Annotated in this window: 12 protein-coding genes; 9 read left to right on the plus strand and 3 right to left on the minus strand. The window is 71.9% G+C overall.

Annotation, left to right across the window (positions count from 1 at the left end; genetic code table 11):
- Nucleotides 1–68 precede the first annotated feature (68 nt).
- Nucleotides 69–578 (plus strand): GNAT family N-acetyltransferase, encoded by a 510-nt coding sequence (locus ACLQ3F_RS16460; protein ID WP_425849791.1) that lies wholly within the window; start codon nucleotides 69–71, stop codon nucleotides 576–578.
- A gap of 101 nt (nucleotides 579–679) precedes the next feature.
- Here the strand turns inward: ACLQ3F_RS16460 and ACLQ3F_RS16465 are convergent, their stop codons facing one another.
- Entirely contained in the window at nucleotides 680–2,416 is a 1,737-nt protein-coding gene (locus ACLQ3F_RS16465; protein WP_425849793.1) for a hypothetical protein, read from the minus strand.
- A gap of 366 nt (nucleotides 2,417–2,782) precedes the next feature.
- Between ACLQ3F_RS16465 and pseB the strand changes: the two genes are divergently transcribed.
- The 7 genes from pseB to ACLQ3F_RS16500 are packed head-to-tail and all read left to right on the plus strand — an operon-like array spanning nucleotide 2,783 to nucleotide 10,165.
- Nucleotides 2,783–3,766 (plus strand): UDP-N-acetylglucosamine 4,6-dehydratase (inverting), encoded by a 984-nt coding sequence (pseB, locus tag ACLQ3F_RS16470; protein WP_357200104.1) that lies wholly within the window; start codon nucleotides 2,783–2,785, stop codon nucleotides 3,764–3,766.
- Nucleotides 3,763–4,920 (plus strand): DegT/DnrJ/EryC1/StrS family aminotransferase, encoded by a 1,158-nt coding sequence (locus ACLQ3F_RS16475; RefSeq protein WP_425849794.1) that lies wholly within the window; start codon nucleotides 3,763–3,765, stop codon nucleotides 4,918–4,920. Before pseB ends, ACLQ3F_RS16475 begins: the two co-directional genes overlap by 4 nt.
- A 10-nt stretch (nucleotides 4,921–4,930) precedes the next feature.
- Nucleotides 4,931–5,779 carry a hypothetical protein gene (locus tag ACLQ3F_RS16480; protein WP_425849796.1) on the plus strand — a complete coding sequence of 283 codons (849 nt, stop codon included), beginning with the start codon at nucleotides 4,931–4,933 and terminating at the stop codon, nucleotides 5,777–5,779.
- The gene (locus ACLQ3F_RS16485; protein WP_425849797.1) at nucleotides 5,769–7,595 is read left to right on the plus strand and encodes a class I SAM-dependent methyltransferase; all 1,827 of its coding nucleotides are present in this window, start codon (nucleotides 5,769–5,771) and stop codon (nucleotides 7,593–7,595) included. Before ACLQ3F_RS16480 ends, ACLQ3F_RS16485 begins: the two co-directional genes overlap by 11 nt.
- Before the next feature lie 41 nt (nucleotides 7,596–7,636).
- Nucleotides 7,637–8,365 (plus strand): cytidylyltransferase domain-containing protein, encoded by a 729-nt coding sequence (locus tag ACLQ3F_RS16490; protein ID WP_425849838.1) that lies wholly within the window; start codon nucleotides 7,637–7,639, stop codon nucleotides 8,363–8,365.
- Nucleotides 8,362–9,495: a PseG/SpsG family protein gene (locus ACLQ3F_RS16495; RefSeq protein ID WP_425849841.1), complete on the plus strand. Its 1,134-nt coding sequence runs from the start codon at nucleotides 8,362–8,364 to the stop codon at nucleotides 9,493–9,495. The genes ACLQ3F_RS16490 and ACLQ3F_RS16495 overlap by 4 nt, the downstream gene beginning before the upstream one ends.
- A 34-nt stretch (nucleotides 9,496–9,529) precedes the next feature.
- A complete protein-coding gene (locus tag ACLQ3F_RS16500; RefSeq protein ID WP_357200116.1) occupies nucleotides 9,530–10,165 on the plus strand; it encodes an alpha-ketoglutarate-dependent dioxygenase AlkB in 636 nt (211 codons plus the stop codon).
- 11 nt (nucleotides 10,166–10,176) lie between these two features.
- Here the strand turns inward: ACLQ3F_RS16500 and ACLQ3F_RS16505 are convergent, their stop codons facing one another.
- Complete coding sequence (locus ACLQ3F_RS16505; RefSeq protein ID WP_425849798.1) at nucleotides 10,177–12,990, minus strand: AfsR/SARP family transcriptional regulator; 2,814 nt, start codon at nucleotides 12,988–12,990, stop codon at nucleotides 10,177–10,179.
- A 277-nt stretch (nucleotides 12,991–13,267) separates the two neighbouring features.
- Between ACLQ3F_RS16505 and ACLQ3F_RS16510 the strand changes: the two genes are divergently transcribed.
- The gene (locus tag ACLQ3F_RS16510) at nucleotides 13,268–13,840 is read left to right on the plus strand and encodes a peptidoglycan-binding domain-containing protein (protein WP_425849800.1); all 573 of its coding nucleotides are present in this window, start codon (nucleotides 13,268–13,270) and stop codon (nucleotides 13,838–13,840) included.
- Nucleotides 13,841–14,002: 162 nt separating this feature from the next.
- Here the strand turns inward: ACLQ3F_RS16510 and ACLQ3F_RS16515 are convergent, their stop codons facing one another.
- Nucleotides 14,003–14,521 carry a TrmH family RNA methyltransferase gene (locus ACLQ3F_RS16515; protein ID WP_355006793.1) on the minus strand — a complete coding sequence of 173 codons (519 nt, stop codon included), beginning with the start codon at nucleotides 14,519–14,521 and terminating at the stop codon, nucleotides 14,003–14,005.
- Between the last annotated feature and the right edge of the window lie 363 nt (nucleotides 14,522–14,884).

A 14,884-nucleotide genomic window follows, 5' to 3' on the forward strand; every position in this document is an offset into this window, starting at 1 on the left:
CTGATTTCCCGGTAGGCCCAGGTAAGGTGCCGGGACACGACGTGAACGGCTAGGAAAGCGAGACGCACGTGCTGCGCGAAGCGACGGCGGACGACGTTCATCTGATGTTGTCCTGGCGTAATCAGGAAACCAATCGACAGGTCAGCAAGACCAGCCACGAGATCACCGCCCCCGAGCACGCCCGCTGGTGGTCGGCGGTCCGCGACGACCCGTCCCGGCGGGTGCTGGTGTACGTCCGCGACGACCGGCCCTGCGGTGTGGTCACCTTCTCCGACCTGCGGTTGGACGGCCCGCGGACCGGCGCGTGGGGCTTCTATCTCGACGCCGACGGCCTGGACGCCAGGGGCGAGACGCTGCCGGCCTGGCTGGGGGTCATGCGGGAGGCCGTCGAGTACGCCTTCGACGGGCTGCACCTGGATCGACTCGACGGCGAGGTGCTCGGCCACAATACCGTCGTACGACAGATGAACCGACGTTTCCGATTCGTCGAGGGCACACCGCGACAGGAGCTGTCCGACGGCCGGGAAATTACCGTCGTCCCGATTTCCCTCGCTCGGGCGGACCGCCGCCAGCGCTGATGGGCGGACCATTTTCCGAAATGGACGGGAACCATTAACCGACAGTGCTCCCGGTGGACATCCGCCGTTCACGAATAGCGGTGTCCACCGGGCGCGGTGGGTCAGACGCGCCGCCAGGCGGCCCAGTGCTGCGCCGGGTTACCGCCGAGTCGCACGAAGCCGTAGGCCGCCCCGTCCCAGTCGTCGGGCTGCCCGGGTGCCCAGCGGGCGAACACGACCTGCGCCGCTGCCGGCGGCTGCTTGTCGCCGAACCACCGGACGTCGGTCCAGGTCACCTGGTGGCTGAGGTTGAACCGCAGGACGTAGTGCACGCCGGTCGAGGCCCACACCCGCTCGCCGGGGCGTACGCCGACGTCGGCCACCCGGGGCGTCGGGGCGGTGCTCTCGGCGGCCGGTCGGACGATCCGTTGGTCGATCACCTGCATCGTGACGAGGTTGACCACCACGAGGGCGCCGAGGATCGGCAGCCGCAGGCGGGGCACCCGGGCCGCGGCGACGAGCAGCACACAGCCGGCGATGCCGATCAGCGACCCGACCACCGGTCGCAACTCCCGCCAGCCAGCGGTCAACGCCACCAGGTCCGGCGCGCTGAAACCGCCGTAGCGCAGCTGGTGGCCCTGGCTGGCCACGTACGCGAGTCGGGCCGCGATCAGCGCGCCGCCACCAACCAGCAACGCCACCGCGACCGTTACCCGGCGCAGCACCACCCGCCAGCCGGCGGTGAACAGCACCCCCACGCCGACCAGCAGCCAGAACGGCGCGAGCATCTGCACGTACCGGCCGTAGATCGCGTCCAGCGGCTTGCCGGTGATGCCGGACAGGATCACCGACGCGCCGCCGGCCACCCCGACGGTCACCACCAGTGCCACGCCCATTGTCCAGCGGGCCGCGTCGCCGTGCCGCGGACGCCACAGCTCGCGCACTGCCCCGGCCCAGGCCACCCCGGCCAGTCCGAACGTGATCACCACGAGGTACCAGAGCTGGGTGGTGACCGCGGCGCTCACCCGGACCACGCCCTGGGCGGAGGCGATCGCGTCGAGCGTGCTGCCGCCGGGAGTGCTGCCGAGCAGGTAGACCTTGCCGCCGAGGTAGCGGATGGCGGCCTCGTTGACGAGCGCCATGGCGAGCACCGGCAGCAGCGCCGCGAGCACGACGGGCGGGCTGATCCGGCGGCGGACGAACAGCAGCAGGACCAGCCCGGCGTGCACGGCCACGATTACCAGGCCGCGGGAGTGCAGCAGGTGGAACCCGCCGACGAGCAGGCCCACCGTGGCGGCGGCGAAAGAGCCGGGCCGGGTGATCCAGCGGTGCACGGCGAGCAGCCAGGCGACCACGAGCGGCGCCATCACCGCGTCGATCATGGCGACGCCCGCGTAGAAGGCGGCGGCCGGCAGGGTCGCCGCCGCGACCGCGCCGAGCAGCGCGTACGAGCGGCGCAGCTGAAACAGACGACGACCGAAGAGGTACGCCAGCGGCAGCAGCGTCGAGTTCACCATCGCGTTGATCAGCTGGACGAGCCGGTAGCTGTCGGTGAAGTCCCGGTCCCCGAGGAACGCCGGCCAGATCAGCATCGGGTAGCCGACCCGGCGCAGCAGGCCGTTCTCACTGCTGAAGCCCCCCGGACCGCCGGCCAACGCGCGGGCGGTGTTCAGGTAGCTGTCCTCGTCGGTGTGCGCGATGGGCAGCACGATGTGCCGGGACCACCACATGCGCCAGGCCACGCTGAGCACCCAACCGACGACCAGCAGCAGCGGCACCAGCCACCGTCGGGCGGGCGGGCCGCTCGGCGTCCCGCCCGCCACCACCGGCCGTTCGATCACGTCACTACCGGGTGCCATGAACGCCTCCAGAATTGCCGGCCGTACCGGGCCCGCGCGGATTCGACGTGCCCACCGCCCGGCGTCGGAGACGCTCGGGGTGGCCCGCTCGCACCGAGCCGGTGTGGATGTCGGGTGAACGCCTGACCCCGGCTGCGCGCCGGGCCGCCGGGTCGTTCGCGCGGTCACTGTAACGGCCCGATCCGGCCAGGTCAGCCCACATCCGGGGCGGTCGGAAGTGTTCGCCTGCGCGGTGTTCGGCATTCACGGGAGCAGAGGTTGTGGTTCACCCGCGAGCGCCGGGAAGTTAACCCGCCATGGCTAGCGTGTCACCCCGGTCGGCCGGCCCAGGGCCGCTCGTTCATCCACGAACACGGGAGCACCACATTGAGTGAGTTGAATGGATCGTCCATTCTGATCACCGGGGGAACTGGTTCCTTCGGCAGGACGTTCCTCCGGCACATCCTCAACGAGGCCGACCCCGCCCGCGTGGTGGTGTTCTCCCGCGACGAGCTCAAGCAGTACGAGCTGCGCCAGCAGCTCGGCGACGACCCGCGGCTGCGCTGGTTCATCGGCGACATCCGGGACCGGCACCGCCTCACCCGGGCCATGCACGGCGTCGACCACGTGGTGCACGCCGCCGCGCTGAAGCAGGTGGACACCGCGGAGTACAACCCCTCGGAGTACATCGCCACCAACATCACCGGCTCGCAGCACGTCGTCGACGCGGCGATCGAGGCCGGCGTCAAGAAGGTCATCGCGCTCTCCACCGACAAGGCGTCCAGCCCGATCAACCTGTACGGCGCGACGAAGCTGGTCGGCGACAAGCTGTTCGTCTCGGCCAACCACTACGCCGCCCAGCACCCCACCCGGTTCTCGGTGGTGCGCTACGGCAACGTGGTGGGCAGCCGCGGCTCGGTGGTCCCGCTGTTCCGCCGGCTGGCCGCCGAGGGCAAGAGCCTGCCGATCACCGACAAGCGGATGACCCGCTTCTGGATCACTCTGGACCAGGCCGTGCAGTTCGTCATGGACTCGTTCGACCAGATGCAGGGCGGCGAGCTGTTCGTACCGCGCATCCCGAGCATGCGCATCCTCGACCTGGTCGAGGCCGTGGCCCCGGACGCCACCACCCACGAGATCGGGATCCGGCCGGGCGAGAAGCTGCACGAGGAGATGATCGCGCCCGACGACAGCCGGCGGACGCTGCGCGCCGACGGCCGGTTCATCGTCCAACCGACCATCGCCACGTGGGGCTACCAGGCGCCGATCGACTGCGACCCGGTGCCGGACGGCTTCGCCTACCAGTCGGACACCAACGACGAGTGGCTCAGCGTCGAGCAGTTGCGCGACATGCTCGGCATCAACGGATGACGGGGATGCTCCCGTACGGCCGGCAGTCGATCAGCGAGGACGACGTCGCAGCCGTCGCCGACGTGCTGCGCGGCGACTGGCTCACCACCGGTCCGCAGGTCGACGCCTTCGAGGCCGACCTCGCCCGGTGGACCGGCGGAGTCGGTGTCGCCGCCGTCTCCAACGGCACCGCGGCGCTGCACGTGGCGTACGCGGCGGCCGGGGTGGGGCCGGGCGACGAGGTGGTCGTCCCGCCGATGACGTTCGTGGCGACCGCCAGCAGCGCGGTCGCCCTCGGCGCGAAGATCGTGTTCGCCGACGTCGACGACGAGACGTTCTGCCTCGACCCGGCGGCGGCCGCCGCCGCGGTCACCTCGCACACGAAGGTCGTCGCCGCCGTCGACTACGCCGGCCACCCCGCCGACTACGACGCGCTACGCACGTCGATCGGGGGCAGCGACGCGCTGCTGCTCGCCGACGCGGCGCACTCCATCGGCGGGACGTACCACGGTCGGCCGGTCGGTTCGCTCGCCGACCTCACCACGTTCTCGTTCTTTCCCACGAAGAACCTGACCACCGCCGAGGGTGGCGCCGTCGCGGCGCTGGACCCGGAGATCCTGAAGCGGGCCCGCCGGTTCCGTGGCGTCGGCGTGGTCCGCGACCGCGACGACCTGCGGTTCCCGGACGAGGGCGGCTGGCACCAGGAGGTGCACGAGTTCGGGCTGAACTACCGGCTGCCGGACGTGCTCTGCGCCCTGGGCCGCAGCCAACTACGTCGGCTCGGCGAGTTCACGGCCCGCCGCAGCGCCCTGGTCGCCCGCTACGACGAGGCGCTGGCCGACCTGGACGGCGTGCTGCTGCCAAGCCGCAGGTCGTGGGCCGACCCGGCCTGGCACCTCTACCCGATCCGGGTGCTCGACGGACGTCGCCGCGAGGTGTACGACCGGATGCGCGCCGCCGGCATCGGCGTCCAGGTCAACTACATGCCGGTGCACTGGCACCCGGCCTTCGCCGACCTGGGTTACCGGCGCGGATCCTGCCCGGTGGCCGAGTCGTTCTACTCCCAGCAGCTGTCGCTGCCGCTGTACCCGGGGCTCAGCGACGCCGACCAGGACCGCGTCATCGACGCGCTGACCGCCGCGGTGCGCGGCGGCCCGGTGCGTCTCGCCGTCTGATGGGAACCTGATGCACCACGCCAACCACTTCTACGGCCACGCGCACGTGCTGGCCCGCTACGCCGGTCTCGGCGACCGGCACCCACCCCGGATCAACGGGTACGTGCAGCACGGCTGGAACATCGGTGACGGCCTGGCCCCCGGCCACCCGTACGCCGAACGCACCCCCAGCCTGCTCTGGTCGGAGCAGACCCGCCGCCGGGCCTGGTCGGTGGGGCGACGCAACGTGGTGGTCATCGGCGCGCCGTTCACTTACCTGTTGGCGATGCGACCCGAGGATCCACCGGCCGAGGAGCGGGAGGGCACGATCTGGTACCCGTTCCACGGCTGGGAGGGTCAACACGTCAAGGGCGACCACCGCAAACTGATCGCCCTCATCCAGGACACCGAGCCCGGCCCGGTCACGGTCTGCCTGTACTGGCACGAGTACCGGATGCGCAACGTACGCCGGCTCTACGAGCGCGCCGGGTTCCGGGTGATCTGCCACGGCTACCGGGGACACTGGTGGAAGGACACCGATCCGGAGTTCCTCGACCGACAGCTCACCGAACTGCGCCGTCACCGCCGGGTAGCATCCAACCGGCTGACCAGCGCGATCTTCTACGGCATCGCGGCCGGATGCGAGCCGGCGGTCTACGGCGACCCGATGATCCTGTCCAACGAGGACCCCACCTTCGGCGGCACCGCTCGGATCCGACGGCAGTGGCCGCAGCTGCACGGCACCACTGTCGACCTGCCCACCGCCGTCGAGATCGCCCGCGCCGAGCTGGGCACCGACCACCGCTGCACCCCCGCCGAGCTTCGCGAGCTGCTCGGTTGGGCGAACCTCCAGGAGGAAGAGGAAGACAGTGACGACTGAGACGGCACCCGCGGACCGGATCACCCTGCCGGGCGGCGAGATGCTGGCCTGGTCGGACCTGCCGCAGGAACGGTTGGCCAACGGTGGGCCGCTCGCCGCGCTGGCCGCACGGCTGGTGCCGCCCGGCGCCCGGGTCCTGGTGGCCGGTCCACACGACCCGGCGCTGCTCGACCAGCTCACCCACGCCGAGGTCACCTGCCTGCTGCGCAGCCACCCGGACGCGGTGGCGCTGGCGGACCGGGCCGCCCGCGTGGTGGTGGGTGGCCCGGCCGGGCTACCCGACGACGAGACGTACGACGTGGTGATCGCGGCTGCCGGGCTGGACCCGGTGGAGTCGGTGGAGGGCACCCGCCTCGGCTGGGACGCCGTGCTGGCACGACTCGTCGCCGCGGTCCGGCCGGGCGGCGCGTTGCTGCTGCGCCTGGACAACCCGCTGGGCCTGCACCGGCTCGTCGACACCAGCCCCTGGTACGCCCGCCGCGACGACTCCGCCTGGACCATCGGCGGCGTGCTGGACCGCGCCCACCCGGCCAACCGGGACCAACTGCGCGAGCGGCTCGGCGCGGCGGGGCTGCGGCCGGCCGCGTGCTGGGCCGCGTACCCCGATGTCAGCACCCCGACGGCGCTGCTGGACGCCGACCACCTCGACCGGGACGCGGGCTCCGGCCTGTTCGACGCGGTGCTGCACGGGGCCTGCGCCGGGGGTTTCACCAGCGCCACAGTGCTTCAGGACCCGGCCCGGCTCGCGGTGGACGCCCTGCACGCCGGGCGTGCCGCCGACCTCGCACCGGGCTGGCTGACCCTCGCCCACCGGCCCGCCGAACCCACGGACCCGGCCACCCCGGTCGTCGAGGCGGACCTGCCGGTGGCTCTCGTGCAGACCGGTCGCCCCGGCATCGGCGTGCTGGAGGTGCTGCACGGCCCGTCCGGTTGGCGCTGGGGGCTCATCCCTGCCACCGACGCGACGACGCCGGCCGCCGCGCCGTTCGCCAGCCGTGAGGCCGCCTACCGCGACGCCGACGCGTTGTCCGGACCGGTGCCGTCCGGCCGGCTGCTGCGTACCCTGCTGCTCGACGCCTCGCTGCGCCGCGACCTGGCCACCCTGCGCACACTGCTGCACGGGTACGCGGGCTGGCTCGCCGGCCAGGCCGATGCCGACAGCCGGATCGCCGGAGCGGCGGCGCTGGCCGGCACCGACAACGTGGTGGTCGACGGCGAGCGGTACGCGGTGCTCGACCCCAGCTGGCGGGCCACCGCCGCGTTGCCCGCCGACGTGGTGCTCGCCCGCGGGCTGTGGCGCTTCGCCGCGGGCCTGCTCACCGGCGGGTACGCCCACCCATGGTCGTCCACTCTCGACGTCGCGGGCCTGACCGTGGTGCTCGGCGGACTCGCCGGCCACGACCTCGACCGCGCGACAGTCAGCGAGGCGATCGAGGCCGAGGCGGCCATCGCCGCCGCGCTGCACGGGCTGGACGCCGACGGCACTGTCGGCCTCGCCACCGAACTGCACGCCGTCACGCCGACCGACCCGCCGGTCGGCGGGCACAGCTACCAGCAGCTACGCGAGGCGTGGCTGCGCCAGCGCGAGGAACTCACCCGGTTGGCGGCGCTGACCGTGTGGACCGAGGAACTGCTCACCTCGCGGGAACGGGCGCTGCGCCGGGCCGAGACGACGATCAGCCTGCTCAGCGGGTCGCTCAGCTACCGGGTGGGCCGGCTCGCCATCACCCCGGCCCGGCTGGCCAAACGGGGTGCCCGCGCCGCCAAACGCCGGGCCACCGCGGTGCTCGCCCCCAAGCAGGAGGAGCAGCAGTGACCGGCGTACCGGTGCCCGAGGCCTCCACGGACGACGCGGGGCTGCGGATCGTCGGCATCGTGCAGGCTCGGATGGGTTCGTCCCGGCTGCCCGGCAAGGTGCTCCGCCCACTCGCCGGACGCTCGGTGCTGGGCCGGGTCGTACGCGCCGCCCGGGACAGCGGCGTCCTGGCCGACCTGGTCGTTGCCACCAGCACCGACGCGGTCGACGACGCGGTGGCCGCCGAGTGCGCGCGGCTCGACGTGCCGTGCCACCGCGGGCCGGTCGACGACGTGCTGGGCCGGTTCGTGGGCGCCCTCGCGGCGCACCCGGGAGACGCCGTCATGCGGTTCACCGCCGACTGCCCCCTGCTCGACCCGGAGATCATCACGTTGGTCGCATCGGTGTACCGGGCGGTCCCCGGGCTGGACTACGCCAGCACGTCCATCGCCCGGACCCTGCCCCGAGGGCTCGACGTCGAGATCATCCGAGCGGAGACGCTGCGCACCCTGGGCCGGCTCGCCACCGACCACCACCGGGTACACGTCACCTCGTACGCGTACACCCATCCAGAGCTGTTCCGGGTGCTCGGGGTGACGCTCACCCCGGACCGCTCCGCGCTGCGGCTCACCCTCGACACCGAGCAGGACTGGACGCTGGTCAGCGCGATCATCGACCACTTCGGTGACGTCAGCGTGCCGCTGGCCAAGCTCGCCGACTGGCTCGACGGCCAGCCCCGGCTGCGCGCGATCAACGCCGACGTACGACAGAAGCACCTGGAGGAATCCTGAGCACCCTGAGGGTCGGGTTGCGCTGTGACGCCGGGCCACGGCGCGGCGTCGGCCACCTCGTCCGCTGCCTGGCGCTCGCCGAGGAGTTCCTCGCCCGGGGCGCCGACGTCACAGTGTTCGGCACCGTCGAACGGCTCGACTGGGCAACCGCGGAGCTGGCCGCGCGGGGCATCCCGCTACTTCCCGGCCCGGAGTCGGCGGCCGACCTGGTCGAGGCGGCCCGCCGACACCACCTGGACGTGCTGGTCCTCGACTCGTACGAACTGGACCCGGCCGGCGCCGGCGCCGTGCGCGCCGCCGGCGTCCACACCCTCGCCATCATCGACGGCGACAGCCGGGGCCAGGTCGCGGACCTCTACCTCGACCAGAACTTCGGAGCGGAGCTGCCCAGCTTGAGTTCCGGGGCGGAACTGCCCGTGCCGGGGGCCACCGGGGCGGACCTGCCCGAGCTGGGGGCCACCGCGGCACTGCCCGGCCGGCTGCTCGCCGGGAGCGGGTACGCCCTGCTGCGGGACACCGTGATCAGCGCCCGGCCGCCGGTCGCCCCGCCCGCCAGGGCGGTCAGCCGCCCCCGGGTGCTGGCCTTCTTCGGCGGCACCGACGCGGTCGGCGCAGCCCCGGTCCTGACCCGGGTGCTGGCGGCCACCGGTCACCCGATGGACCTCACGGTCATCGTCGGCCGACCCGAGATCGAGGCGGAGGTCGACGATGTCGCCCCCGGCCGGGGGCAGACCATCCGAGCGGTCCCGCCCACCACCTCGCTGCCGGCGCTGATCACCGAAGCCGACCTGGTGGTGAGCGCCGCCGGCACGTCCACCTGGGAACTCTGCTGCCTCGGCGCACCCAGCGCACTGGTCTGCGTGGTCGACAACCAACGTGAGTCGTACACCCGGGTGGTTCGTCACGGCCTGGCCGCCGGCCTCGGCGAGCTGCCGGAACTGACCGCGAGCGGCGTCGCCGGACGAGCCGCCCGCGCGACGGCGGCGCGGATTCTGCACGGGCTGCTCAGCTCGCCGCAGCGGCGCGCGACGCTCGCCGCGCGCGCCTGGTCCGCTGTCGACGGCCAGGGCCGGGCGCGGGTGGTGGACGCGGTGTTCGACGCCGTACGCGTCGACGCCAGACGCTACTAGCACGGGTGTACGAAAGTGCTGCTAGGGTGGCCGTATGACGCAGGCCGCCTACCAGCCGTCGATGCTCGACCTGGCCGACGCCGGGCCGACCCTGGGGCCACTGCCCGGCCAGATCCGCCGGCACCAGCTCAGCCGGGGTGCCTGGGTCGACCACCTCCCCGGTTGGGTGCGCGGCTCCGACACCGTCCTCGACACCCTGCTCACCGAGGTGCCCTGGCGTGCCGAGCGGCGCACCATGTATGACGCCGAGGTCGACGTGCCCCGCCTGCTCTGCTGGTACGACGGGGCGAGGCAGCTCCCCCACCGCGTCCTCACCTCCGCACGGGCGGCACTCACCGAGCACTACGCGCCCGAGCTGGGCGAGCCCTTCGTCACCGCCGGCCTGTGCCTCTACCGGTCCGGGCGCGACAGCGTGGCCTGGCACGGCGACACCATCGGTCGCTCGGCGCACACCGACACCATCGTCGCGATCGTCTCCTTCGGGTCACCCCGACCGCTGCTCCTACGCCCACGCGGCGGCGGGGAGAGCCTGCGCTTCCCGGTGGGCCACGGCGACCTGATCGTCATGGGTGGCTCCTGCCAACGCACCTGGGAACACGCCATCCCCAAGACCACCCGCCCGGTGGGCCCCCGGGTGAGCGTCCAGTTCCGCCCCCACAACGTCGCCTGACCCCACGGTGACTAGGACGGCACCAGACGTTCAAGGCGGCTGCGGATTTCCTCGGCTGCGGGGTCGCCCACGTCCTCGTAGATCCGCGCGGCCAGCCGCCAAGCGGCAGAGGCCGCGTCGCGGTCGCCCATCCCTTCCCGGGTGTCCCCGAGCCGGATGAGGGTCTCCGCCTCGTGATACCGGTCCGCGGAGTCGCGAAAGAGTTCGATCGCCTGCTCGTAGCAGTTGGCCGCGCGGTCGCGTTCACCCAGGCGGTCGTAAGCGAAGCCGAGGCTGTCAAGCGTCGCAGCCTGACCATTGCGGTCGTCGGTCCGTCGTTGCTGGTCGAGGGCCTCGGTGCAGCTGGCGATGGCCTGGACGTAATCGCCTGTGCTGGCGAGCAGCCAACCGATCGCGTTGAGCGTCCGGGCTTCGCCCGCGTGATTGCCGACCAGCCGGTAGAGCCGCAGCGCCTCGCGACCGTGTGCGAGCGCCTCGTCGAGCCGGCCGTCCAGATAGCAGAGTTCGCAGTAGTTGTGCAGCGTCTGGGCCTGGCCGATCGGATCGCCGAGACGTTCGTGCAGCTCGAGCGCACGCTTGAGCCGGGACTCGGCCGTGGTGCGGTCGCCCAGTCGGGTCAGCGCGCGGGAGACCAGCCGGTTGGCGACGGCCTGACCGCTGAGGTCGTCGATCTTTTCCGCGGCACCCAACGCGACCTCTTGGATGGCGAGCTGGTCCTGCCAGAGACCGCGCGGCGCCACGAAGGTGGTAAGCGCCCAGGCGATCTGCCAGGCGTACGTCTCGAAGCCGTTCTCGGCGGCCTGTCGGACCACCCGGACCAGCACCCGATGCTCCGCCGTGAACCAGGCGAGCGCGCCGTCGTGATCGGTCACCGGCGACCTGGCGGGTACGGACAGTGGCGGCACCGGCTCGATCGGGGGCCACTGCGGCTGGAGCAGCCGGGCGGCCGGATAGGCGGCATGAAGGTAGTGGTCGTACAGGCGCCGTCGGGCCGCGACGTGTTCGTCGCCGCGCTCCGACGACTGTGCAAGCTCGGCCGCATAGGCGCGCAGAAGATCATGGAAGGCGAACCGGCCGGGTACGTGCTCAGCCAGCAGATGGAGCCGGGTCAGTTCCCGCAGGATCGGCGTGACCGCAGCAGCCGACACACCGGCGAGCGCCGAGGCCGCGGCCGTGGTCAGGTCCGGGCCCGGATGCAGCCCCAGCAGGGTGAACAGCCGGGCCGCGTCCGCCCCCAGGGCCAGGAACGACCACGAGAAGACGCGCCGGACGTCACCGTCGGCCAACGCGTCAAGCCTCGCCTCGGCCGAGTGCAGTTCGGCGGCGATCGCACCGAGCGGGAACGTGGGATGGGTCGCGACACGCGCCGCCACTATCGACAGTGCGAGCGGAAGCCGGCCTGCGGCCTCGATGATGTCGGCCACCGCCACCGACTCGGAGACGAGCCGGCTGACCCCGAGACGTCTGGCGAGCAGGCTCCTCGACTCCTCCGCCGTGAGCACGTCCAGTGTCAGCGGAGTGGCACACTCGGCGGCGATCAGGCCGCCGAGACGATCACGGCTGGTGACCACAACCATGCAGCTGCCCGCACCGGGCAGCAGGGCGTGCACCTGGGCCGAGTCGCGAGCGTTGTCCAGCACCAGGAGCATCCGACGCGAAGCCAAAAGGCTGCGGTAGAGACCAGTCCGAGCCTCCATGTCGGAGGGTATCCGGGCGTGCGGTACGCCGAGCGCTTCGAGGAAGCCGGACAGGGCGTCGGACGGGGACACCACGCCGGCTTCGTCGTAGCCGCGAAGGTTCACATAGAGCTGACCGTCCGGAAAGCGGTCGGCAACCCGGTGCGCCCAGTGCAACGCCAGGGCCGTCTTGCCGACTCCGGCCATGCCGGACACCACGGAGATGGCCACGCTCGTCGGCCCGTCAGCCCTGCCGTGCAGAAGCCCGTCGAGGCCTGCCAACTCGACGCTGCGTCCGACGAACTCCGGCACCGCACGCGGCAGTTGCTCGGGGCGCTGAATGAGCGGCCCCCCTGTCGTCTCCGGCGCCGGCCGGTCCGGCCCCGTTGACGGTTGCGCCATCAGGCTCGGACGGTGATGCAGGATGTCGTCGTACAGCGTGACGAGCTCGGGCGCGGGATCGAGGCCGGTCTCCTCCGCGAGCCTCTGTCGGGCCTGCCGGAAAGCATCAAGTGCGCCGGCTACGTCTCCGATGCGGTACAGGCCCACCATCAGCTGGCCCCACGCCCGCTGCCGCAACGGATGCCGGTCGAGCAGGCCGCGCAACCGGTGCACGACGTCGGCCGACGCGCCGCGGGCCAGCATCGCCTCGGCGTAGTCCTCCTCGACGAGCAGCCGACGCTCCTCCAACTGCGCCACCCGCCGAGCCAGCGCCGAGCGCAGCGGCAGGTCAGACAGCGGAACACCACGCCACAGGCGCATTGCGGCGGAGAGTTCGCCCTCAGCCCGGTCCGGATCGGATGCGGCGAGCGCCTCGCGGCCCCGCGCCGCCGCGGCGTCGAACAGGTCCAGGTCCCGTTCGCCTGGGCCCACCCGCAGCAGGTAGCCGCCTGCCGCAGCGGTTATCCCATCCCAGGTCGCTCCACCACCCAGCGACCGCCGCAACCCGCGCACATAGGTGCGCAGATTCGCGGCCGCCGACGCCGGCTCGTCGTCGCCCCACAGCATCGCGGCCAACTCGTTGGCGCCGACGACCTCATTCGGGCGCAGCAGCAGGGTCGCTAGCAGGAGACGCTGCTTCACCGAGCCCAGTGGAACCGACCGGTCGTCGCGGTACACCCGGAACGGGCCAAGGAGTTCGAAACGCAACCAGGCACCTCACATGTGGGCACAGCCATGTACCGCAATGCGCACAACACCCGGACAACGCGGGCGAGTAATGATCTATGCGTTAGTTGTGCGGCGGGTGTACCGGCCCCACCGTACCTTCTCCACGGGGGGCCCCGGAGCGGTGAGGACGGTTCTACCGTCCTCACCGCCCCATCCATCCACGCCTGGCGCGAGGCGCCTCGCCTCGTCGCGCCAGGCGTGACACCGCCGGCTGGCGCGTCGGTTGCCCCCCATGATCCCCGACCGAAGGAGATGCATGTCGTCGCACCGCTCCATCCGCCGCGTCCTCAAGAGAGCTGCGGTACCCGCCATCGGCGCGGCGTTGGCCATCGGCGTCAACGTCACCATCGCCACGCCGGCCGCAGCCAGCGGCTCCTACACGGGCAGGGCGTACGTCCATGGCACCGGCGCGGTGTCTGACGACTTCGATGACGAAGGCGTCACAAACGTCACCACGCACCGCAACTCGAACGTCGCCTGTCTGTGGCAGACGATCCTCTGGGCGAATGGCTACCTGCCCTCGTCCGGGATCGACGGCGTCTTCGGCGACCAGACCGATGCCGCGACGAGGAACTTCCAGCGCGACAAGGGCCTCTCAGCGGATGGCTCCGCAGGCCGGAACAGCTGGACCAAGGCCGGCGACAAGCTGGTGCAGGACGACAGCCAGAACGGATGGGTGTACGTGGTGTACCGCGGGGCGACGGGTTCCCGGAGCCCGTACGGCTCGCACCAGTTCGTCCTACAGCGTTCGCCCGACGGAAACTACCGGTTCTACCCGCCTCAGGGCGGCGGCCCCTACTGGGCCGCCTACAACTCCCGCACCTGCTGACCTCGCCCAGCACAGGCATCGCGAGTGGCCCGACCGCCACGAGCGACCAGCGACTCGCGAGGTAGGTCCGGACGCCGCCGGTCCGGTTGTCCGGACCTACCTCACGGTTCTTGGCATCGGGCAGCCCGGTCCGTCCCGGCCACATCTCGACTGGCGGCTGCCCTAGAGGAGGCCGGCTAGTTTGTAGAGGACCAGGGAGCCGGCGACCGCGACGTTCAGGCTGTGGCCGTGGCCGACCATGGGAATCTCCACCGCCGCGTCCAGCTGGTCGAGCGCCTCGGGTGGGATGCCCGTCGCCTCGTGGCCCAACAGCACCACGGTACGGCTCCGAGCGGCGGGCAGATCACCGAGCCGGACGGCCTCGTCGGCCAACTCCACCCCGAGGACCCGGGCACCGGCGGCCCGTTCGGCGGCCAGCCAGCGCAGCGGACTGCCGACCCGGTGAACGCAGCCCGGCTGGCGCAGCGTGTTGCCCCGGGCGACGGCCTCGTCCACCCAACGGAACGGCGGCACGGCGAGGCAGGCGCCGACCGCGTCGCACGTACGCAACAGGGTGCCCAGGTTCGCGCCGTGCAGCGGCCAGAGCGGCGCGGCGATCAGGTGACCCCAACAGCGGTGTGGCCGGGGACGGCGGGCGGCACGTAACTCACGCCTCGGCCGGACCCGGATGGCGGCGCTCACGCCGCGCCGGCGACTCCGCCGGACAAAGAAGAAATCATGTTGAGGGGTGCTTCGCGGTGCACCCGGACCCTCACCGACAACAGAGGGCACCACCATACCGCGCCGGCGGACGCCCACCTCCGCATGATCGTGCTGGATCCAGGATCGAGTGGCATCACCGCGTCGGTGAAACCACTACTTCCTGGATCGAGCACGATCTTCGGCGGCTCGACCGTCAAGATCCGCGCAGCTTCAGGAAAACTGCTGCCTGCGGCATCCCGGAAGCAGCAACCTCCCCCCCCCCCCCCCCGTTACCTTTTTGATCGTCCCCAGCCGGGGACCCTCGGTCGCTCGGCCCGGTATGACTTCCTGTCCCTGTCGTTC

The sequence above is a fragment of the Micromonospora sp. DT15 genome (assembly GCF_049841475.1).
Taxonomy (GTDB): domain Bacteria; phylum Actinomycetota; class Actinomycetes; order Mycobacteriales; family Micromonosporaceae; genus Micromonospora.